The 23,102-nt window shown below is 36.0% G+C and carries 23 protein-coding genes; 17 read left to right on the top strand and 6 right to left on the bottom strand.

What is annotated here, in order from left to right; translation table 11 throughout:
• Positions 1–72: 72 nt before the first annotated feature.
• Positions 73–1,185: a chitobiase/beta-hexosaminidase C-terminal domain-containing protein gene (locus tag HWV59_RS14250; RefSeq protein ID WP_175639232.1), complete on the bottom strand. Its 1,113-nt coding sequence runs from the start codon at positions 1,183–1,185 to the stop codon at positions 73–75.
• 236 nt (positions 1,186–1,421) lie between these two features.
• On the opposite strand from HWV59_RS14250, the gene HWV59_RS14245 reads away from it, so the two are divergent.
• The 7 genes from HWV59_RS14245 to HWV59_RS14215 all read left to right on the top strand — a co-directional run bounded on the left by HWV59_RS14245 (position 1,422) and on the right by HWV59_RS14215 (position 8,760).
• Positions 1,422–2,825 carry a sigma-54 interaction domain-containing protein gene (locus HWV59_RS14245; protein ID WP_175639231.1) on the top strand — a complete coding sequence of 468 codons (1,404 nt, stop codon included), beginning with the start codon at positions 1,422–1,424 and terminating at the stop codon, positions 2,823–2,825.
• Positions 2,826–3,107: 282 nt separating this feature from the next.
• The gene (locus tag HWV59_RS14240) at positions 3,108–4,445 is read left to right on the top strand and encodes an acyclic terpene utilization AtuA family protein (protein WP_175639230.1); all 1,338 of its coding nucleotides are present in this window, start codon (positions 3,108–3,110) and stop codon (positions 4,443–4,445) included.
• Positions 4,417–4,743, top strand: coding sequence for an AtuA-related protein (locus HWV59_RS14235; protein WP_102231316.1), 327 nt, complete (start codon positions 4,417–4,419; stop codon positions 4,741–4,743). Before HWV59_RS14240 ends, HWV59_RS14235 begins: the two co-directional genes overlap by 29 nt.
• Before the next feature lie 49 nt (positions 4,744–4,792).
• A complete protein-coding gene (locus HWV59_RS14230) occupies positions 4,793–6,079 on the top strand; it encodes a CitMHS family transporter (RefSeq protein WP_175639229.1) in 1,287 nt (428 codons plus the stop codon).
• A 235-nt stretch (positions 6,080–6,314) separates the two neighbouring features.
• Complete coding sequence (locus HWV59_RS14225) at positions 6,315–7,148, top strand: SPL family radical SAM protein (RefSeq protein ID WP_175639228.1); 834 nt, start codon at positions 6,315–6,317, stop codon at positions 7,146–7,148.
• A 192-nt stretch (positions 7,149–7,340) separates the two neighbouring features.
• On the top strand, positions 7,341–7,808 hold the full coding sequence (locus tag HWV59_RS14220; RefSeq protein ID WP_235991736.1) for a hypothetical protein: 468 nt from the start codon (positions 7,341–7,343) through the stop codon (positions 7,806–7,808).
• A 91-nt stretch (positions 7,809–7,899) separates the two neighbouring features.
• Positions 7,900–8,760, top strand: a complete 861-nt coding sequence (locus tag HWV59_RS14215; protein ID WP_102231319.1) for a cation diffusion facilitator family transporter — start codon at positions 7,900–7,902, stop codon at positions 8,758–8,760.
• A 151-nt stretch (positions 8,761–8,911) separates the two neighbouring features.
• Here the strand turns inward: HWV59_RS14215 and HWV59_RS14210 are convergent, their stop codons facing one another.
• The 3 genes from HWV59_RS14210 to HWV59_RS14200 form a co-directional block, all read right to left on the bottom strand.
• Positions 8,912–10,558, bottom strand: coding sequence for a hypothetical protein (locus HWV59_RS14210; protein ID WP_175639227.1), 1,647 nt, complete (start codon positions 10,556–10,558; stop codon positions 8,912–8,914).
• 2 nt (positions 10,559–10,560) lie between these two features.
• A complete protein-coding gene (locus tag HWV59_RS14205; RefSeq protein ID WP_175639226.1) occupies positions 10,561–11,337 on the bottom strand; it encodes an ABC transporter ATP-binding protein in 777 nt (258 codons plus the stop codon).
• An 800-nt stretch (positions 11,338–12,137) separates the two neighbouring features.
• Positions 12,138–12,314 (bottom strand): hypothetical protein, encoded by a 177-nt coding sequence (locus tag HWV59_RS14200; protein ID WP_175639225.1) that lies wholly within the window; start codon positions 12,312–12,314, stop codon positions 12,138–12,140.
• Between the two features lie 262 nt (positions 12,315–12,576).
• Between HWV59_RS14200 and HWV59_RS14195 the strand changes: the two genes are divergently transcribed.
• Complete coding sequence (locus HWV59_RS14195; protein ID WP_102231322.1) at positions 12,577–13,395, top strand: polysaccharide deacetylase family protein; 819 nt, start codon at positions 12,577–12,579, stop codon at positions 13,393–13,395.
• Between the two features lie 33 nt (positions 13,396–13,428).
• Here HWV59_RS14195 and HWV59_RS14190 read toward each other — a convergent pair whose 3' ends face one another.
• Both HWV59_RS14190 and HWV59_RS14185 read right to left on the bottom strand, forming a co-directional pair.
• A complete protein-coding gene (locus HWV59_RS14190; protein WP_102231323.1) occupies positions 13,429–13,608 on the bottom strand; it encodes a DUF4083 family protein in 180 nt (59 codons plus the stop codon).
• Between the two features lie 88 nt (positions 13,609–13,696).
• Complete coding sequence (locus HWV59_RS14185; protein WP_175639224.1) at positions 13,697–15,073, bottom strand: aminotransferase-like domain-containing protein; 1,377 nt, start codon at positions 15,071–15,073, stop codon at positions 13,697–13,699.
• A gap of 159 nt (positions 15,074–15,232) precedes the next feature.
• On the opposite strand from HWV59_RS14185, the gene HWV59_RS14180 reads away from it, so the two are divergent.
• From HWV59_RS14180 to HWV59_RS14140, 9 genes are all read left to right on the top strand, one after another.
• Positions 15,233–16,156 carry a DMT family transporter gene (locus HWV59_RS14180; protein ID WP_102231325.1) on the top strand — a complete coding sequence of 308 codons (924 nt, stop codon included), beginning with the start codon at positions 15,233–15,235 and terminating at the stop codon, positions 16,154–16,156.
• 63 nt (positions 16,157–16,219) lie between these two features.
• Complete coding sequence (locus HWV59_RS14175) at positions 16,220–16,420, top strand: hypothetical protein (RefSeq protein WP_102231326.1); 201 nt, start codon at positions 16,220–16,222, stop codon at positions 16,418–16,420.
• A 53-nt stretch (positions 16,421–16,473) separates the two neighbouring features.
• On the top strand, positions 16,474–17,418 hold the full coding sequence (locus HWV59_RS14170; protein WP_102231327.1) for a nucleoside hydrolase: 945 nt from the start codon (positions 16,474–16,476) through the stop codon (positions 17,416–17,418).
• Between the two features lie 14 nt (positions 17,419–17,432).
• Entirely contained in the window at positions 17,433–18,389 is a 957-nt protein-coding gene (locus HWV59_RS14165) for a nucleoside hydrolase (protein ID WP_102231328.1), read from the top strand.
• Between the two features lie 160 nt (positions 18,390–18,549).
• Entirely contained in the window at positions 18,550–19,218 is a 669-nt protein-coding gene (locus HWV59_RS14160; protein WP_102231329.1) for a response regulator transcription factor, read from the top strand.
• Positions 19,215–20,552, top strand: coding sequence for a HAMP domain-containing sensor histidine kinase (locus HWV59_RS14155; protein ID WP_102231330.1), 1,338 nt, complete (start codon positions 19,215–19,217; stop codon positions 20,550–20,552). Before HWV59_RS14160 ends, HWV59_RS14155 begins: the two co-directional genes overlap by 4 nt.
• Before the next feature lie 123 nt (positions 20,553–20,675).
• Complete coding sequence (locus tag HWV59_RS14150) at positions 20,676–21,590, top strand: ABC transporter ATP-binding protein (protein ID WP_175639223.1); 915 nt, start codon at positions 20,676–20,678, stop codon at positions 21,588–21,590.
• Entirely contained in the window at positions 21,587–22,294 is a 708-nt protein-coding gene (locus HWV59_RS14145) for an ABC transporter permease (protein WP_102231332.1), read from the top strand. The genes HWV59_RS14150 and HWV59_RS14145 overlap by 4 nt, the downstream gene beginning before the upstream one ends.
• On the top strand, positions 22,295–23,014 hold the full coding sequence (locus HWV59_RS14140; protein WP_102231333.1) for an ABC transporter permease: 720 nt from the start codon (positions 22,295–22,297) through the stop codon (positions 23,012–23,014).
• The last annotated feature ends 88 nt before the right edge of the window (positions 23,015–23,102 follow it).

The following is a 23,102-nucleotide window of genomic DNA, read 5'->3' as shown; positions in this document are numbered from 1 at the left end:
GCATTGGTAGTAAGAATATTCATTATCTTTTGTGCCTGATTCCTCTCAAAAAGAATCAGGCACTATTTTATGTCAACGTTTAACCTGTCTAAACATCCAATCGATCATTTCTTGGTTATCATATGCTGGAACCCATGAGCCGTGGTTATAGCCTAGTTCAGCAGGATATTCTGTATAAATAGGATTTCCGCCTGCTTCTCTGATCGCTTCAATCGCATTTCTCGTGTGAGAAACAGGGATTACTGCATCGTCTTCAGCATGGAATGCCCAAACTGGTTTGTCTTTTAACAAATGAACTTTACCAGGATCCCCACCACCAGCTATAGGAACCATCGCCGCGAAAAGGTCAGGATATGCAACATTTAAATTAAAGGTCCCATAACCCCCTTGGGAAAGTCCTGTAGAATACAGTCGATTAGAATCAATATTGTATTCTTGAGTAACTTTTTGAAGGATATTGTAAGCTGTTCCTAAGTCTTGGGAGAATTCAAAAACTTTAGCTAAATCGACAATATTATCTGAGTTTCGGGTGATTCCGAATCCTCCATCATGTTGGTTTCTAGCCTGTGGTGCCAGGACAAAGGCAGGATGTTTTGCTTGGTTCTCAGGCGCTGCCCAAATAACCGCGCCATCATTTCCCAGCAATTGTTTTTCATTGTCGTTACCACGCTCTCCACCCCCGTGAAGAAATAAAACGAGTGGATAAGAAACGTTAGGATCGTAATTTTCTGGAACATATAGACGATAAGGCATGTTATGATATTCAAGTGTCAAAAACTGATCGGCTATTTCTTGTCTATCAACAAAGTCATAAGTCAATGTTACCACCTCACTGTTAGTTTTTCCGTTACTTTTAGTAAACGCATGTTCGTTCACATTACCGCGTATAGCAAAAGCTTTAATCGTTACATCTTCATTGACCGTAATAGGAACTGAGTACAATTTGCTTTTTTTCGTAGGAGTGCTACCATCTGTCGTATAATAGATTTTTGTGCCCGGAGTACTAGTTTTTAATGTAATCTTCTGTTCCTTGTAATAATGTCCAGGTTCAAGAGAGGGAGAAGGCGGTTGGACTGTCCCGTTGTTTTTTCCAGTAGCAGCCAATGCTGGTAATGTGAAAAGGAAGATCAAAGACAGTGTGATAATCGTGCTTTTGATGAGAATCTTTATTCTGCCATTTAACATAAAAAAATCTCCTCCGAGTTCAGTTTAAGATAACAGAAAGTATAATAGTGAATAAAAAAACTTTTTCAAAAATCAGAACTTTCTGTTAACGCTTTCATAGTAATACGGAAAAATTTAAACTGTCAATATCAACCTTTTAAACTTGTAAGTGAAATAAGTAGATTTTTCCTGTTAAAATAAGGGTCAAATAAACGAAAAAGATTTTTAAAAAGATATTTTTATGAGGAGGGTGAGCATTGACATACGAAAACTTTAAGGGACTTTCCATAGAAGACCAATTAGAGTGGTTTAAAGCTGCAATCTACTCGATTCATGATGGAGTGCTCGTCATAGATTCAAAAGAGATTGTTCGATTAATCAATCCGGAATATTCACGAATTACAGGCGTTGACCCAAAAGATATCATTGGAAAACCACTTCGGGATGTACGCCCAAAAGCTCAACTTGTTGAAACTCTTAAAGATGGTAAGGAACGAATAGGTGTTTACCGCAAAGAGGGAATTGTAGAATATGTTGTTGATATGGCGCCAATTCTTTTAAACGATGAAATAATTGGAGCTGTATCGATTTGTAAAGGGTTAACGGAAGTACATAAACTTTCAAAGGAACTGGAGAAGAATAAGCAAAAGCTTTCACAATTGAAAGAAAGGATGGGGACTTTATATCAAGCGAAATATACCTTTGATCAGATTATCGGTACAGAAGGTGGATTAAAAGATGCTGCCTATCTAGGACAAAAAGCGGCGAAATCAAACTTACCTGTTTTAATTGTCGGTGAGAGTGGAACAGGAAAAGAACTTTTTGCTCAGGCTATACACAACGCGAGTCCTCGGGCAGATCGACCGTTTATTCCGGTAAACTGTGCATCGATTCCTGCTTCACTAATTGAAAGTGAGCTGTTTGGATACGCCGAAGGTACCTTTACGAGTGCGAAAAAGGGTGGAAAGTTGGGACTTTTTGAGATCGCTAACTCAGGAACAATCTTTTTAGACGAGATAGGAGAATTATCATACGATTTACAAGCAAAGCTTCTTCGAGTTTTACAGGAAAACACCCTTAGGCGTGTTGGGGAAGCGAGGGAAAGGCAAATTGATGTCAGAGTGATTGCTGCTACTAATCGTGATCTTCATCAACTTATCGAGAAAAAACGATTTCGTGAAGACTTGTATTATCGGCTTAATGTCTTACACCTTGAGATCCTTCCACTTCGAGAGAGAAAGCAGGATATTCCGTATATTGTCGAGTTTATTTTGAATAAACATGCTGTGCACTCTGAAAGAGAACAATCTTATGAACTAAATGAATCAACTCTTGCCATTCTTCAAGCCTATGATTGGGTAGGAAATGTTCGAGAATTAAAAAATACAATTGACTTTGCTGTTTGTATGACAGATACCAATGAAATTTTACCAGAGCATTTACCAAGTAATCTTCACAGTGATATGATGCATATCCCAAATAAACAAACTAGTCATCTATTAAAGCAGGCAGTAGAGAAGACTGAGCGAAATGTTATCATCGATGTGCTGAAAAAACATGGATCTGACCTCGAAGATAAGAAAAAGGTAGCCAAAGTATTAGGAGTTTCTTTAGCTACACTTTATAATAAAATGAAAAAATATAATATAGGTGATTTCTAATAAATTAGAAATGGGCTTGAAGTATTCTAAAATTTTAGAATATATTGATAAACTACCGATAAGTCAATAAAAAAAGGTTTTACTTTTGGTTCAATTTCTAAATATTTAGAACTCATACTTATAAAACGCTTACAAATAAGCGTTTTTTTATTTTGGCACGGAAGTTGCATTACTACTAATAAAGGAGGAGAACATGATTTAACGTCAGAAATGAAATGTACGATAAACCAAAGCAAGTTACGCGGTAAAAAATACCGGTTAGTCATAAGAGAGGTGAAAGTAATGTTAAAAATAGGTAGTGGAGCCGGATTTTCAGGTGACCGACTGGAACCTGCTGTTGAACTAGCAAAAAAAGTAGACTTAGATTATTTAGTTTTAGAGTGTTTAGCAGAAAGAACGATTGCGATTGCACAAAAGGAAAAGAAAAAAGATCAAAACAAAGGGTATGATCCTCTGCTTGTTAAACGGTTACAGGCATTATTACCAGTTTTGAATGAGAAGCGGTTCCGAATTGTCACAAATATGGGGGCGGCCAACCCAATTGCCGGTGCAAAAAAAGTTCTTGAGATTGCAAGAGAAATGGATATTTCATGTAAGGTAGCTGTCGTAACAGGTGATGATGTAATCCAAGAGCTAGATGGTGATAATGAAATTCTTGAAAACTCCCAAACATTAAAAGATTACCAAGTCATCTCTGCCAATGCTTATCTTGGGGCGGAGGCACTTCTACCAGCTTTGAAAACGGATGCAGATATTATTATTACAGGCAGAGTGGCTGATCCATCGTTATTTCTTGCACCAATGATCTATTATTACAACTGGTCTCTTGAGGATTATGAAAAATTAGGTCAAGGTACTGTCATTGGACATTTGCTTGAATGTGCGGGCCAAATTACAGGCGGTTATTTTGCTGATATAGGAGAAAAGGAAGTAGAGGGATTAGCAGAACTAGGATTTCCTTATGCTAGTATTGACCAAGATGGCACGGGAATCATTATGAAAACTCCTCAATCTGGTGGAGTTATTAATTTAAAAACTGTTAAGGAGCAATTACTTTATGAGGTTCATGATCCAAGTCAATACCTGACACCTGATGTGACGGCAGATTTTTCTAACGTAAAGCTAACACAACTAGAAAAAAACAAAGTAATGGTAACAGGAGGTAAAGGGAGAAATAAGCCCGATTTTTATAAAGTATCGATTGGTTATCATGCTGGTTTTATAGGGGAAGGAGAAATTTCATATGCTGGCTCGACTGCTGTTGAAAGAGCGAAGATGGCAGAAGAAATCTTAAGAATTAGGCTTTCCAAGTCAATTCAAGATTTGAGGGTTGACCTTATTGGACTATCCTCTGTCCATAGAACAAATTTTGGAAATGAACACCCCTACGAAGTGAGGGTTCGCGCAATAGCACTCTGTCCATCTAATGCTGACGCCATTTCTCTAGGTAATGAAGTGGAAGCTTTATACACAAATGGTCCGTATGGTGGCGGAGGTGCTAGAAAAAGAGTTTCAGAATGTATTGGTGTTGTGTCAACGTTTCTAGAAAGAGAACGAGTCGATAAAAGGGTAAAAACGGAGGTATTAACTAATGAAAGGGAAACTAATCAAACTATATAAAGTAGCACACAGCAGAGCAGGAGACAAAGGAAATACATCAAATTTATCCTTAATACCATTCAATGAAAATGATTATGAGTGGATTGGTCAAGAGGTAACAGCAAGTAGAGTAAAAGAACATTTGCAGGATATTCTTAAAGGCGATGTAATACGATATGATTTACCTTCTATTAAATCATATAATTTTGTTTGCAAAAATAGTTTACTAGGTGGCGTAACTACTTCACTAGCGATAGATACCCATGGTAAAAGTTTAAGCAGTGCTTTGTTAGAGATGGAGATACCTCTCCCTAAATAGGAGAGTGTTAAGAGAAATGTAAACGCTTAAAATTACAGGGGGAGAAAATATGATTGCAACTTTGGGGTTTTTAACGATTGCAGTGTTTTTGATTTTGATTTTAACGAAAAAAGTCTCAGTCATTGTCGCGTTAATTGTTGTTCCAGTTGTATTTGCTTTAATAGGAGGATTTGGCCCTGAACTAGGAACACTTATGTTTGATGGTATTCTAAGTGTTGCTCCAACAGGAATTATGTTAGGTTTTGCTATTCTTTTTTTCGGTGTTATGAATAATGCAGGATTATTTGACCCTATCATTTCAAGAGTCTTAAGAATGGTTAAGGGTGATCCCTTAAAAATTGCGGTTGGAACAGCAGTTATCGCTATGGTTACTCATCTCGATGGCTCAGGTGCCTCTACTTTTTTAATCACAATACCTGCACTTCTACCATTATATGACAAATTAGGAATGAGTCGATTAGTGTTGGCCGGTGTCGTTGCTTTAGGAGCTGGGGTTATGAATATCATGCCCTGGGGTGGACCTACTGCTAGAGCAGGTAGTGCATTAGAAATTGATCCTGGGGCGATTTTTACACCACTTATTCCAGCCATGATTGCAGGGATTATCTGGGTAATTTTTGTTTCCTATATTCTTGGAAAAAGAGAGCGAAAACGCTTAGGAATTAAGGATATGGAATATAACTATGATCAAGAGCTTTCAGATGAAGAAAAAAACATGAGAAGACCTAAATTATTTTGGATTAATCTCGTTATCACCATTTTAGCCATTGTGGCACTTGTGAAAGTTTGGTTGCCTCTTCCGATTGTATTTATGGTCGCTTTTGCGATTTCCTTACTACTAAATTATCCTAAACCACAGGATCAACAAGAACAAATTAAAAGTCAGGCAATTGGGATGGTTACGGTTATTTCAATTATTTTTTCAGCAGGAATTTTTACTGGAATTCTAAGTGGAACAGGCATGATTGAAGAAATGGCATTGGCGATGGTAAATATTATCCCTGAGGGTGTTGGGGGATCAATGGCCTTGTTAATTTCCGTCATTAGTATGCCAATCAGCCTTCTCTTTACTCCTGATGCATATTACTTTGGAGTACTGCCGGTTTTAAGCCAATCAGCAGAAATGTATGGAGTGGCGCCAATTGAAATGGCAAGGGCTTCAGTTTTAGGTCAAATGACAACAGGTTTTCCGTTAAGCCCATTAACAGCGTCCACCTTTCTCCTCATCGGTTTAGCCGGAGTCGAGTTAGGTGACCACCAACGCTTTATTTTTAAATGGGCATTCGGAACATCAATTGTGATGGCGATCGTAGCCGTTATTATAGGTGCTATTTAGCTTAAACTAATACTAAAAGGAATAGGGAATTATCAAGAGGTAAGCCAACTATTACAGTTGGCTTTTTGTCTAAGGCTATTCTGCAAGACTTTGTACTAGTTTGCACAAGGTTGGATTAGCTGAGGTTACCAATGATATAGTAATACATATAATTGGAAATGTTATAGTGAATGATTGAGAGGGTTATCTAAATTAAATAAAAAGCAAATCTTAGTAAATATACAAGAGGGATCAAATGAACATACAAGTAAAAGAAACACAGGCAAAGAAAATACTAACAGAAGCAAAAGGATATTTAGACGTTGGATTTACCCATTCTTTAAATCCATACAGTGGATGCGGTTTTTCCTGTTTGTACTGTTATGTTAGGGAGATGCCGATCCAACGCTTCAAAGACATTCCATGGGGAGAATGGGTAGATATTAAAACGAATGCAGCAGAAAATTATCGGAATGAAATACTAAAACTACGCAAAAAAACAAAACCGGTAAATATTTTTATGTCATCTGCAACAGATCCATACCAGCCAATTGAACGTAAAGCAACCATCACAAGAGGGCTTTTAGAAGAAATGAATGAACATCCTCCTAATTATGTGCAAATACAAACACGTAGTCCACTCATCAAAAGAGATATAGAATTAATCGTTAAATTACAAGAAAAATGTAAAGTACTTGTCTCAATGACAATTGAGACAGATAGAGAAGATATCAAGCGGATATTTACCCCGTACGCTCCGGGAATAACATTACGCCTAAAAGCTTTACAAGAACTACATGATGCAGGCATTTCAACTCAAGCATCCATTTCTCCCGTTTTACCCTTTACCCCTGACTTTCCAAAAATATTGGAAGGTAAGGTGGATCATATTTGGATTGATACGTTAAGTATAGGGGATGGTTCAATGGGGAAACGTTCAGAACGTTTAGGTATGCCAACGTTATTTAAAGAGCATGGTTTATCAAAATGGTATCGAAAAGACATCCATGTAGCAGTGGAAAAATATTTTCGAAAATTTTTACCAAGTGAAATGGTCAGAGTTTCTAAAGATGAAGCGTTTCTGGAGTAAATATAATAGTTAGGGATTTATTCGAAAAACAGCCACCATTAAGCATTAGTGGCTGTTTATTTATTTACTTATAAAAAAACTTATATTAAGTGAGTTAGAGCATTTTCAGAATGGATATAATGAGTAAAACAAAGTAAAAAACACATGAGTTAGTTTTATATAAATAAATTCTGTCCGAATCTGGGGGTCATTATGAAGAAACAAAAATGGAAAATGTATATATTGCTTCTTTTGCCATGGTTATCTGTTATGAAGCTTGGTAAGTATTCGTTTATTAGATTCCTGCCAACTATCATTTTTAGTGACCTGGTTATTGCGATCATTAGTGAATTATCACGAGAATTGAAATGGTGGAAAGTGAAAAACCCTATAATCCCTAAATTAGCAACAGATATATCTTTTGTCTTTGGGCCGTTTACGATTCTAAACTTTTGGATCTTCAAGTTAACATATAAAAAATTCTGGTTGTATTTGCTAACTAATATTATTTCTGATTATTTATTTGCCTACCCTTTAACATCCTTAGCAGAAAAACTAGGTGTATATAAAATGGTGAAAATGAGCCGCAAGCAGCTTTTCCTCTTAAGTGTTGTAGTAGCTATATTTAATTATCTCTATCACTCCTTAATTGTTGAAAAACTAAGGAAAGATCAAAATTAACTGATATGAGTTAGGTGTATTACCGTAATAAAATCACCTGATAAAGCAAATTCTATTTGTACATATTAAAGGGTCTAACTAGGAGGATTTAATGGGTAATAACAACCTAAAGAAAGCAGAACGTGGTGTATGGATCAGTATTTTTGCTTATATCTTTTTGTCAGCAGTCAAATTAGTTTCCGGTTATATTGGAAACTCTGATGCCTTAAAAGCCGACGGATTAAACAATTTAACAGATGTGATTGCATCGGTAACAGTTTTAATTGGCTTAAGATTTGCACAAAAGCCTGCCGATGAAAACCATAAGTATGGACATACGAGAGCAGAGACAATTGCATCATTAATTGCTGCGATTATCATGTTCATCGTAGGGGTACAAGTCATTGTTGATGCTTTTAAAAATTTCACTTCCCCTACAGATACCAGACCAGAACTATTTACAGCATTTGTCGCGTTATTTTGTGCTGTGTTTATGTACTTTGTTTACAGATACAACCGAAAGCTATCAGAAAAACTTAAAAGCAAAGCACTATTTGCTGCTGCCCAAGATAACCGTTCAGATGCATTAGTTAGTATTGGGGCAGTTATAGGGATTGTAGGGTCATTTTTAGGTTTTATTCTTTTAGATTCTATTGTAGCTGCCATAGTTGGACTCATTATATGTCATACAGCATGGGGGATTTTTAAAGAAGCCGTTCATGACTTAACAGACGGCTTTGATGCCGAAAAACTAAAAGAAATAGAAGAAGAAATAAAAAATACACCAGGTGTTACCTTCGTAAAAGACATAAAGGCGCGAGTTTCAGGGAATCAAACAACTGTAGACGCAATCGTCTTCGTCAAATCAACCCTGACAATCTTAGAAGGACACAACATCACTGACAAAATCGAACAACGACTCAAAGACACACACAACATCGAAAACGTCCACATCCACCTTGAACCAAACTAGGTCCAGGGGGACAGGTCCCTTGGACCACTTTATCTCTTTATACATAAAAAAGAACCCATAGAGTATCTATGAATCCTCAACATCATCCTAGTGGTTGATATCTATAAAACGCTGTTGATGTTCGTATCAACAGCGTTTTATACATTCCTAATTAGCTTATTACCTGCTCCCACGTAATATTAAAAGCCTTTCTCCACATCAGCCACAGACTGACAATCGAAATGACTAAATACAGATAGATTCCAAATGAAAACAATGTGCTGAGAAAATGCAAACCGGCAAATACTCCGGCAAGCAGCATTAATCCAAACATAAGTGCACCATTGCTAGTTTGATTAGCCTCAAATGACTCTGAAAAAGGAAGAGTTTTTTCAATAATGGCAAAGCAAATAACAGCATATAGACAGGCACTACTAAACACGAGTAAAAGATCCGGTAGAATTCTCACACCAAATAATGCAATGAATAAGACACACAAAAGCAGGTAAACTGGTAAATACAATTTAAAAAGAAAAGCCTTTATTGTACCACTTAACAAAGGTTTTAATTGTTTTAGCGGAGCAACCCTGTATATCCATGAGCCTTTGAACTTTCCAGAAAACTTCAAAAGAATGATGGTAGTAGGGATAATGATTAAGCTAAAATAAATGGAAAAGTATGATTTGCTTGTCGACAACTGATTTAAATCAAAACCCGTATCAAAATCATTCATAATAAATATAAACGGGATCACAACAGAAAACCCCAGAGAAGGGTAAACCTTTAATTTAAAATCTCGTTCATTTTTCATCATTAAACTAGCAAATCGAAAAAACGTTCTCTCCTCATGTGACCGACACAGGATCTTAAGAAGCGCCTGACCGATATTACTGCGTCGTTTTTCTTTTGCTTTTCCTTGATATATCAGCTTTTGGAGGTTTTCCTCAAAAACAGGATTAAAAGTAATATAAAGCCAAATGGATAGGAATGGGAATATGATGCCTAAAGCTGAAAATAATAAATATAGCGGCTGAAAGTCACCATTCATGATACTTTCCATATTTGCTCCATACCACATTGGGAAGATAAATACTTGCCACCACTGAGGCTCAAATGAAATTGCTAAATCAATAATAGTAAAGGAACGTGCAAGTAATTGATATCCAATCATTATCGCAAGCGATAGAAAAATTTGCACATAGTTAATGATATCTTTTAATTTTTCCCCATCAAAGACTACTAAAATAGCCAAATAGAGAAGTGCTGTTAGTCCAACGACAAACATGTCAATTAGAATGACGTTGATTATTGAAACAAGAAAATACACCAATCCATTTTTAATTAATCCAACAACTAAGGGGATTCCTACAATTGCAATGGTTAAAAAGGACAGATAAATGATGACGTGAACCATTTTCGCTGTACTAATTGTTCTTTTATTAACAGGCTTTGGGAACAAAATATTTCGGTCGCGTAGGTCTAGCAAAACAGAAGAAAAATCGGAAATCATGGATGTCATAACAAAAAAGGTAAAAATTCCGTAGAAAAAGCTCATTTGGAAAAGATAATTGTCTCCCATAAATAAAAATGGAACCATAAATAATCCAAATATGACATAAATCCATAACGATTTTATATACTGATTGCTATCGTCTTTTTCTTTTTTTGGTGCATTTTGCGAGAAAATAGTTGGAACGCGCCGTCCGTCCATTGTTAACTTTATTTGGAGGATTTTCCTCATGATTTTATAATCAATGTCAAAGCTTGTGAAAACTTTCTCGAACCGGTCCAATAGTTTAAGTGTACGAAAATCTTTCATGATTACATCTCCCTTACGACAGAAACAAATCGTGAACCAAGTTCTTTATGTTCATTAAATCCGGTAAGTTGGTTGAAAATCTGTTCAAGTGAACCATCCGTTTCTGATTTTAACTCTTCAAACGTACCATCTGCAGCAATCTTACCATCATGCAAAAGTATAATCCGGCTGCTTATTTTCTCAACTACGTCCATAATATGGGACGAGTAAAAAATCGTTTTTCCTTGTGCAGCAAGCTGGGTCATAATTTCTTTGAAAATCATCACACTGTTTGCGTCCAGCCCATTGATAGGTTCATCAAAAAACAATAGTTCAGGGTTATGTATTAAACTGGAGATAATTAAAAGCTTTTGCCTCATACCTTTTGAGTAAGAGGAAATACGAGAGTGATAGACTTCCCCAATTCCAAATAGTTCCATTAAGCGCTTAGCTTTATATTCGGCTATGTCAAAATCAAGACCATACAACTCACCTATAAAGGTTAAATATTCATGGCCAGTTAAATTATCGTACACTTCAGCAATTTCCGGAACATATCCGATTTTTCGTTTATATTCAATATTTCCATCTGAAATATCATGGCCGAATATTTTGACCTCACCGGAATAATCACCTTCAATACCAAGCATAATTTTAACTGTTGTACTTTTCCCAGCTCCGTTAGGACCAATATAGCCAATGATTTCTCCGCGTTTCACTTGAAGAGACACACCATTTAATACCGTCTTAGATCCGTAGCTTTTTTTCAACTCATTAATTGATAATATCGTTTCTTCCATCACCTATATCCTCCATTTTTTCCATATGTTGTTATTTTAGTGTAACATTAACTCCTTTCAAAAGGGGAGATTTACTTTTTAAATCTTTTACATGCAAAAATTGTAGCGGTAAGGAGAGATAGGAAGCCAAGAAGTGAACCAATAATTGGAGAGTATTAAATAATGATCGTAATAAGTTTCTCCAAGTAAGAAGACTACTGTCAAATTTGCGTATTTATACAGAAAAAGTCACCACCTTATACATTATTATTTACGAAAAAACCTTTAAAAAGTTTCGTAGTATCGTAAAAAACAAATAAACTTGCAACATGCAAGTTAAGAAAACTTAGTTAAAAATTATAAGAAAAGACTTAAATGCAGCGATAGAAATGAAGAATAGTACAGATGGCCATTTTGTGGACTTTTTATTTCGATAACTTATTAACACATTTTGTGTAAACTGATGATGGCTAGGGGTATATTTAAAAAAACATGAAAAAAGCCAACCCATAAAAGTTGGCCCTTATTTTAATCTGTAAATCAGATCATCTAAACTAACTAAAATAATCGCGTTTTCCAAGCTTTGGATTTCATATAAACCGTTACCATGTTCAAAGAAGATGAAATGGATTCGACTGTTATATACTACTTTTTGTCCAAATTTAATATATACCACCCTTAGTTTTGTTATAAATAAATATAACAAAGTCTTTAATAGGACTCTAAGTTAATCCAACTCATTTGTATAGTTGGATCAATTATATATTAACATAAATTAACATAAAATAGCCAACCATAAATCTGGAAAAAGAAAGAGCATATCACTCTTCATTTCGCGTTACTTCGAGACCATCAAGTTTTTTTGATATCTCTAAAAGAATATTATTACGATCTTTTTGAGCATTTATAAGAGTAATAGCAAACCAAATAGTGAATCCAATAACAGCAAGATAAATAATACCTATAATTAATACCGGTAATAATGCCAATGCATCCATTGATTATAAGCCTCCTTGATCTTAGCTAAAATTTTCAAAAAAGAAAAAGATAACATAATTTATGCAGCTCAATATGTTTTCATGAGTAATGGCAAACATATAGAAAAAAAGAGTGTTTTAGTGGAATAATTGTAGCCGTTTCATGTGGATAAAGGGTATTGCCTCCAACTTAAATGCTTTTTTGAAGGTATTATCTAATGCAATAGAGAACTTCATATATAGGTAGATTGATAAATTTAAATGATTAAACGGGGTGAACGGAATGCCAAAAGTGGTCATGACCTTTCCAGGAGGAAGGCATAAAGTACTGACAATGAGTTATGATGATGGAAAAGCGGCTGATAGAAGGCTTGTAGACATTTTTAACAGATATGGAATAAAAGGAACTTTTCATATTAATTCCGGTTTGTTTGGAACAGGGGACAGAATTCCTGAACATGAAGTGGCTGAGCTTTACAAAGGACATGAAATCTCAGCTCATACGCTGACACATCCAACTATTGCAAGATCCCCAAAAGAACAGCTGATACATGAAATAGTGGAAGATCGTAAAAATCTGGAGAAGATCGCAGAATATACGGTTAGAGGAATGTCCTATCCAAATGGCTCTTATAATTCATATATAAAAGAATTACTCCCATACTTGGGAATAGAATACTCGAGAACAGTTAATAGCACCGGAGGCTTTTCGATGCCGGATGATTTGCTGGAGTGGAACCCAACCTGTCATCATAATAAAGAACTTATGCAACTAGCTGATGATTTTATTCAACTCCATAAAAAACAGTATTTGTATATGATGTATGTATGGGGGCACAGTTATGAGTTTGACAATGACCAAAACTGGGATCTCATTGAACGTTTTTGTAAGTATGTTGGGTCCCGGGAAGAAATCTGGTATGCAACGAACATAGAAATCGTCGATTATATAAAAGCTTTTAAAGACCTTAAATTCTCTGCAGACAGCCGGTTCGTTTACAACCCTTCAGCGAAATCCGTCTGGCTTAGTGTGGATGAAAGGATTTTTGAGGTGAAAGGCGGTACCCAGATTCAACTAACTAAAAAAGCTTTGACTCAGTAAGTAAACACAATTAATAGAACAGGATAAAAAATACTATTTTCTATCCTGTTCAAGTAACTCAATGATTCTATCAAGCTTTCTCTCAATTTCATTTTCTTTTTTCGGCTGCTGATTCCTTGAAAGCAGGGAACGAACAAGAAAGAAAACGACTGCAAAAGTGCTGAATAGTATCAAAAACATAACCAGTTGAAAAATGACATCACCAATATTCAAAGTATTACCTCGCTTTACAAGTTCTGAATTGATCGTATCACAAAATTCTTCTAAGAGATTAAAAAATTATAAAAATAATAAAATCAGATTAAAAACGAAAATAGTTATTTAATATAATCCGATTTTTTCTACTATTTAATAAAGCAATACATTTAGCCAATCGCTCTACTCCTACTTTAATTTGACTTTCATCCACTTGAGAAATGCATAGTCGTAGAAGATTTTCTTTTTTATATTCGGGTAAAAACATCCGAGAAGCATCATCAACAAATACATGCTGCTCATTTAGCATAAGAACAACCTGTTTTGCTGTCACATTTTTTGGCAATGTGATAGATAGATAAAATCCTGATGTTGGTTTTGTAAAGGAAGTATAATCTGGTAGCAATAACTCACATGCTTCCTGAAGAATTTGCATTTTTCTATGGTATACCTTTTTAATTTTCTTAAGATGTCTATCAAACATACCACTTTTCAAATAGATTTCAAGCGCACCTTGAGAAAGTGCTGAGCTATTAAAATCTGTACTGAATTTATAACGTAAAAAACTGTTCAGCATCGATGAAGGAAGAACCACTCCAGCCATTCTTAACCCCGGGAGGAAAATTTTTGAAAAGCTTTTTATATAAATGACTCTTCCGGTTGGATCAAAAGAAAAGAAAGGATCTGATTTTGTATTTAGATCAAGATCTCCTAAAAAATCATCCTCTACAATGTATACATCGTATTTTTCCGCTAATTCTACTATTTTTTTCTTTTCTTTATTTGTATAACTATGTCCAAGCGGATTATGAAATCTTGGAATGACATAAAAAAATTTAATCTCATTATTCCGAAACATGTTTTCCAGTCGATCAAGATCAATCCCATCCATGGATAACTCAATAGCTAAAGCTTTAGCTTTTTGTAAATGAATGGATTCAAGAAAACCAAAATAAGTAGGCTGCTCTAGTAGTATCTTGTTTTTTCCATTAGGGAAAGGCATGGAAATCAATAAATGAAGGACTTGCTGTGAACCTGAAGCAATGACTATTCTTTCAGGTTGTGTGAATACCTGGAGATTTTGCAGATATTTCACCAGCTGTAATCGTAATGAGTAAAGCCCTTGCTGATCAGAGTATGTAAAAAGCTCTCCTTTATATTGTTCGATAGCTTGATTCATACAATGCTGAAAATCAATATAAGGCATCACATTTTGATCGGGACCTGCTGACAAGAAATCAATCACGTCATAATGATCCGTTTTCTGTTGAAACTCTTTCACAACGAAGTAACCGCTTTTAGGAACAGAATAAATGAGATGCTCTTTTCCAAGTTCTTCGTATGCTTTTATCACCGTATTTTTACTACATGAAAACTGTTCAGACAATTGACGAACTGAAGGGAGTTTGCTCCCTGCGATAAGCGAACCATTTGTAAGTCGTAATTTTATTTCATCGATGATCTGATTATATTTTAAGCTCAAGCAAGGATCCCTCCTAGTCTGTACCTGTACAGTTAGTTAAAAGTGGTGTTTATTTTCACTCTCAATACCTATTAATATGGTAATTATATCACAGCCATTTATTACCACCGGAAAAATGGTACAGATATAATTTGTCCAAAAAGGGTAGGTATAAGATCCATGCAGAATGTAAAAAGAGCGAAAATGGGATTATTTTTAGGGTTAGTAGGTGTTATTTGTTTTAGTTTAACACTCCCTGCGACCAGTATTGCAGTCGAGTATTTTGGGACTACATTCGTCGGATTAGGAAGAACTGTTGCAGCTGCTATTTTAGTAGCTGTTGTGATATGCATACGGAAAGAAAAACTTCCTACTCCTCGTCAATTTAAAAGTCTAGTTATTGTTGCGTTTGGTGCAGTTTTAGGGTTCCCTCTGCTTACTACATGGGCAATGAAATCCTTGCCTGTTTCACATGGAGCAGTGGAATTGGCTCTGTTACCATTAGCCACAGCCGGATTTGCCATGTTAAGAGCTGGTGAGATTCCATCTGTTAAATTTTGGATTTCAAGTATAATGGGTTCTCTTGCCGTAATCGTGTATGCCCTTAATCTTGGGTTCGGACAATTACACGTTGCTGATTTAGCTTTACTGGCTGCAGTGCTTATCCTTGGATTAAGTTACGCAGAAGGGGGGAAATTAGCGAAAGAATTAGGTAGCTGGCAAGTCATAGCGTGGGCAATTATGATTGGTGCACCATTTTTCATGATTCCAGTTGGACTAAATTTTACGTCTGAAATGATTTATGCACCAATTCAAGCTTGGCTTAGCTTTTTTTACCTTGCTGTTGTTAGTCAATTTTTAGCATATGTTGCTTGGTATAGCGGGATGGCAATGGGAGGTATAGCAAGAGTTAGCCAAATACAATACCTACAACCTTTTTTGATGATTCTCTTTGCAACAGTTTTTCTCGATGAATCTATTACATTCTTTACGATCGTCATAGCAGTAATTGTTGTTCTTTCTGTTATATTAGGTGAAAATTCAACTATAACAAAAAAGAATAGTCATTCGGGGAAACGTTCTTCATTTAAGAGCCACAGTTGACAAGCCTTAAAGAACTTGATAATTTCAGATGAGAATAGATAAGGGAGTAACAGGTAAGATATCATGAAGATATACAAACTAAAAAATAACTTTAGAGAGTTTAAGAAAGGTACACAATTTTATTTGATTGCTGAGTCTGAGTTTATAGGTGTGAAAGACTTTGTTTTGCGAACGAAGGATTTAGCGATCAGATTATCTATTAGTGAACGCGAGCTGCTTCACAATTTTATTTTAATAAGTGAAGGTAGTGGAATCCGTATTTAACAGAATTTTATTTTACTTATGTCCTAAATGAACAAATTAGAATGGAGATCAATATGAAAAAGAAAATTTACTTTAATCATGATGGCGGCGTAGATGATTTAATCTCATTGTTTTTATTACTTCAGATGGACACTGTTGAACTAACTGGTGTGTCAGTGATTCCTGCAGATTGTTATTTAGAACCCGCAATGTTTGCGAGTCGTAAAATTATCGATCGATTTGGACATAATGGTTCAGATCTGGATGTTGCAGAATCAACTTCTCGCGCGAAAAACCCTTTTCCAAAAGACTGGCGAATGCATGCGTTTTATGTTGATGCCCTGCCAATCCTTAATGAATCAGGAAAAGTTGATACACCTGTCGCAGACATCCCTGCACATCTACATTTGATCAAAACACTTCGTGAAACCGAAGAAAAAACAACGTTGTTATTCACAGGCCCACTTACCGATCTAGCCCGTGCATTAGATGTTGCTCCTGAAATCGAAGAAAAAATTGAACGACTTGTTTGGATGGGTGGAACATTCCGTGAAGAAGGAAATGTTCATGAACCTGAACATGATGGAACAGCTGAATGGAATGTTTATTGGGATCCGGAAGCAGCGGCTCGCGTGTGGGACACAAACATAGAAATCGATCTAGTAGCACTTGAGAGTACAAACCAAGTCCCGTTAACATTAGATGTACGCCAGCGTTGGGCAGCAGAACGCAACTATATTGGGGTTGATTTTCTTGGCCAATGCTATGCAATGGTACCGCCTCTTGTACACTTTTCAACGAACTCTACCTACTATTTGTGGGATGTATTAACAACTGCGTTTGTCGGTGATCCTGATCTAGTGAAAGTACAAACGATTAACAGCATTGTTGTAACAGACGGTCCAAGTCAAGGGCGAACGGTTGAAACAGCTGATGGACGTCCGGTACATGTCGTTTATGATGTAAACCGTGATGCATTCTTCGATTATATAACTGAACTAGCAAAGAAAAGTAAGTGAGTGAGGATATCTAAATGAACGAAAAAAAACGAGTTATAATTGATACAGATACTGCCGGTGATGACACAATTTCAATCTTAACAGCTCTTCATTATTTTCAAGTAGAAGGAATAATGGTTACTGGAGGAAATGTTGAATTTATACAACAAGTCCAAAATGCACTTTACACCGTTCAAATTGCAGGAAAGAGCGGCCAGGTTCCAGTTTACAAAGGATATGAACGTCCATTAATGGGCCTTGGTGAAAATAAGCATCTTACAGTTGAAGATGTACATGGTAAGGATGGCATGGGTGATTCGTTTTTTGAACAAGCAGTCCAGTCCCCATCAGAAGGGCATGCAGTGGATTTTCTGATTGATACAGTACACAAGTATCCGGGAGAGATACATATATTGGCTATTGCACCATTAACGAATATTGCAATGGCAATCAAAAAAGATCCGACTATTGTTTCAAAAATTCCTCATTTGTATATTATGGGCGGTACCAACAATGCATTAGGAAATATTACACCGAGTGCTGAATACAATTTTTTCGTTGATCCTGAAGCTGCAAAAATCGTTCTTCATTCCGATATTCCGATGACAATGGTTGGCTGGGAAATGTGTACCCGATATTCAATTATGGATGATGATGATCATCATGACATCGAAGCCTTAGCTACAAAGGGTTCTCAATTTTTTAAAGATGTCAATAAAGTCGTCATGAAATTTAACAAAAGTGTTCACAAGTTAAATGGAACAACACATCCTGATACATTATTAGCTGCTGTTGCAGCAAATGAACAAATCATGACAAAATCAAACCTTTATCATGTTGATGTCGAAACCGTCGGAGAGCTTACAAGAGGCTACAGTCTTGTAGATGTAAATAACCGATTGAATCGCCCAAAAAATGTTCGAGTTTGTGAAGCTATTGATCGAGATGGATTTAAAATGATGTTAGTGGATGTATTAGGTGCAATCAAATAAATTATGTAAAGGTGGGGAGGGAGCGTTTTAACCTCACTCCTTTTTTATTTACCCTAATTTTAACGAAAACAAAAGAAAGATACCAAACTTGGCAATTTCAACAAATAATATATGATATAGTTTACATATATTTACTTAAAGAGAAAGAGGATCCTATTTTATGAGAATTCTATACATAGAAGATGAAGAAGAATTAGGCTCATGGGTATATCAAGATCTAACGAAGCGAGGGTATCAAGTAAAGTGGTTAAAAAACGGTGACACAGCCATGGAACACTCCAATACATCTGATCTTGCCATTCTTGATGTGATGCTACCGGGATTAGACGGGTTTTCAATTGGAAAGCGCTTGAAAAAGGCATCGCCATCACTTCCAATTATCATGTTATCAGCACGATCACAAGTAGATGATAAACTCGAAGGTCTGGAATTTGCAGATGACTATATAACAAAACCATTTCATCCAGATGAACTTGCTGCAAGAATTGGGGTGTTGTTACGTCGTTTTGATCGAATTATGCCTTCAGAGGTAAGAATTCAGCATTTACGCTATTTGCCAAATCACTATCAGCTTTTCAAAGAAGATAAACAAGAAGAAATTATATTAACATCTAAACAGCTTCAAATTTTTGATTATTTATTAAAGCATTCCGGTCAAATTATGACAAAAGAACAAATTTACGAATCGATTTGGGAAGAAGATTATTTTGAAGGTGACAAGACGTTAATGGTACACATTCGCTATCTTCGGGAAAAAATTGAAAAAGATCCAGCTAAGCCTACGATCATCGAAACAATTCGGGGTATTGGCTATAGGCTAAAACAATGAAGATACGGAACACACTGCAAACAAAGTATTTGGGATTAATTGTTTGTGCAATGTTGATCCTTCCAATTGCGTTCCCACTCGCATCAATGCTTGTTTACCTCCCGCCACTTATCATTAATTACAATGATATGGATGTTTATGATAGTGAGAAAGTAGAAACAGAGTGGCATGAGAAAGCCATGAACATAAAAGGCCTTACTGAAGCAAAAACAATTGCTAGTTTAAAAGAAACTACCACCAACATGAAAGAAGCTACTGTATTTTGGGTAGATGAACGTGGCACTACACGGTATATATCTGACAAAACAGCACAAATACCAGACCACTGGTCATCAACTTATACAGTCTCATTTATGAAGGAAAGCTATGGTGGAGATCCTTTTACAGTTGTCTCATTCATTGGAGAAGAAAAAAACAACGGATTTATTGTTTTGCAAATAGATAGAGAGTATATGGATTACCCGATTCAACAACTGGAATATTATTTTGAAATTATATATGTAGTTGTTGTCGGATTGTTATTACTACTATTTATCTTTCTTTCCTGGCTGTTCTTTCGGTCCATTCGAAAACGGATTGTACGGCTGCAAACATCAATGGAAATTAAGGATCAACGTATCCCAAGTAAAGTATCTGTTGGAGAAAAAGACGAGGTAGGAGAGCTTGAAGAATCATTCAATAAAATGATTGAACGATTAGAGGAAAGCCGTTTGCGTGAACAAGAGGAAGAAAAGCTGCGTAAAGAGCTTATCGCGAACCTTTCCCACGACCTGCGAACACCATTAGCAACGATTAGAGCTCATACTTATACATTGAAAAATGAAGAGATCTCCTCTGACGGACAAAAATCAATTGACATCATTGATAAAAAAATCGATCATCTGCATACGTTAATTGAAAATCTTCTTTCTTATACCCTATTAACTTCGGGGAAATATACGTACAAACCGCAAAACACAGATGTAAATCGAGCTATTCGTCTGTCACTTTCTGCTTGGTATCCGATTTTTGAGAAAGAAGGATTCACAGTCGATATTGATTTGTTTGAGAAAACAGTCTTCTGGAAGATGGATCCAAACTGGTTTGAGCGAATTTTAGATAATTTATTTCAAAACGTTGTAAGACATGCGAAGACAGGTAACTATATTCGTGTTTTTTGTGAAGGAAATACGATTAATATTATAGATAAAGGACCTGGGATGAAAAGTAAGTCTGAGCATGCTGGTGTAGGAATTGGACTTTCCATTATTGAACTTATGACAAAGGAAATGGACATTAGCTGGAGCATTGACACCTCAAGTGATGGAACAACAATATGCTTAACGAAACACTAAAGAGTACGATTGGAATACCATCGTATTCTTTTTTTATGTCTTCCTGGATTTAAACAAAATTTAAACATAAGTACCACTTCGTTTTAAGATTCATTGTTTATCGTGTAGTTAGAGGTGATCAAATTGAATCAATATGTCGTGGAAACTAATCAATTAACGAAAACATTTAATGGAAAAGCTGCGGTTAATCAAGTGAATTTATCTATTCCGAAAGGAGCAATATACGGTTTTCTTGGACCAAATGGTGCAGGTAAAACAACAGCAATCAAGCTGCTTTTAGGTTTGATGAAGGAAACATCCGGTTCCATCCGAATTTTTGGGAAAGAGTTAAAAAAGGAGAAGCAAACGATCTTGCGAAATATCGGTTCATTAGTTGAATCTCCATCTTATTATGGAAATTTATCAGCAAGAGAGAACCTGGAATTACTTCAAATCATTTTGCAAACTCCTAAAGAACGAATAGAAGAAGTTCTCAGGATTGTCCGATTAGAAAAGGATGCCAATCGGCCTGTTAAAGGATTTTCATTGGGGATGAAGCAGCGACTCGGGATTGCCTCTGCATTACTTGGTAATCCTGAACTCCTTATTTTAGATGAACCTACGAATGGATTAGATCCATCAGGAATCATTGAAATGAGGGAATTGATTAAAAGTTTACCAGAAAAATACGGTGTGACTGTGCTCGTTTCAAGCCATCTATTATCAGAAATCGATCAAATGGCCACTGAGGTTGGGATCATTTCAAAAGGATCTCTTATATTTCAGGATTCCATTGAGGTTTTGCGAAAGAAATCTGTTAGTAAAATTCGGATCCAAACGAACAACCGTGAAGCTGCTTGGAAAGTACTCCTAAAAGAAGGCTTAAAAGGGAATGTAGAGGGTGATTATCTATCATTTAATCAAAGTACAAATAAAGATGTTGCCGCAATCGTAAGGATTCTAGTCCAAAATGAATTGGATGTGTTTCGCGTGGAGGAGGAGAAACGTTCACTTGAAAGTATTTTCCTCGAAATGACGAAGGAGGCACAAAGCCTATGATCCTTCGGTTATTACGTATTGATTTTAAGAAAATATCAATTGGCATGTGGATTCTTGTATTCTTAGGTCCCATTGGGATATTTGCTTTAACCACAGTCAATTATTTAGTTCGCTATGACTGGCTTATCCGTCAAACAGATGATTATTGGCTCCAGCTTCTACGGCAAATTAATCTTTTTCTCGCACCGGCTTTGCTATTAGGAACAACGTTGCTTGCATCCCTTTTTGCCAATGTTGAACATAAAACAAATGCATGGAAACAATTGCTAGCAATGCCGATCAGCAGAATGAAGGTGTATGGTTCAAAATTTATGACAATCAGCTATATGTTATTTATCTCTTCATTGCTTATGTTTATTGGGACAATGATTTTCGGCAGCTTTTTTAGTTGGGAGCAGAGCATGCCTTTAAAGGAGATTGCAATCAATAGTTTTTATCCTTATTTTGCAGCCTTGCCGATTTTAGCCATCCAGCTATGGTATTCTGTTGCATCATTGAACCAAGGTACACCTTTAACCATTGGAATCATTGGTTCAGTAGTGTCGATGTATACTTACGGTGGTCCTGAATGGCTAATTTGGAAATGGCCTTTGCTTCAAAATAAGTGGGAAATTCCGGAAATCAGTGTATTACTAGGAGTCGTAGTTGGTGGGATTATTTTTATCGTTAGTCTCATCCATTTTGAAAGAAAGGATGTGAAGTAAATGCTTAGTAAGCTTATGTACACAGAATGGTTAAAGCTCAAAAAGTCTAAGGTTTTACAAATTTTATTTATTAGTCCGATTCTATCCATGATTGCGGCTTATTTTCCCTTCTTTGATGATCCAGGTAATGAGTGGATGAATTCGTTTTTATCAATGATCATGGTTCAGGCGATTCTTTTTCTGCCATTACTTGCAGGTATATTTGCTGCAGCTGTTTGCAGATATGAACATGAAGAAGGGGGATGGAAGCAGTTATTAGCTTTACCTGTTAATCGGCTTCAGGTGTATAGTGCAAAGCTTATCATGATTTGTACGTTTGTTGCATTAACTCAAATTCTATTATTAATCGGATTGTTACTCGTAGGATTGGTTCATGGCTATAGTGATCCATTTCCATGGCATGAAGTGTTATTGCGTTTATTTATGGGATGGTTAGGATGTTTACCAATTATTACTCTTCAATTATGGGTATCTACCGCTTGGTCAAGCTTTGCAGCTCCTGTTGCACTAAATGTCATCTTAACTCTACCAAACATTCTCATAGCGAATTCAGCGACATACGGACCATGGTATCCTTGGGCACAGCCGTTTTTAGGGATGGTGATGGACCAGGAATCAGGATTTACGTTTTCAGTAGATACATTAGTTTTTGTTATTATCGGTGGGTTTTTAATCTTTACGATAGGAGGCATGGCTTATTTTCATCAGAAAGCTGTTTAGTGTTTTTTAATACACTAAGAAAAAACTATCTTATTAATGCATTTTTAGATTAGAAGGCAGAATTAGAGAAAATCTAGTTTTAATTTGG

The organism is Metabacillus schmidteae (genome assembly GCF_903166545.1).
GTDB lineage: Bacteria > Bacillota > Bacilli > Bacillales > Bacillaceae > Metabacillus > Metabacillus schmidteae.
The sequence above is the reverse complement of the archived record's forward strand: the minus strand, read 5'-3'. Positions and strand labels throughout refer to the sequence as shown.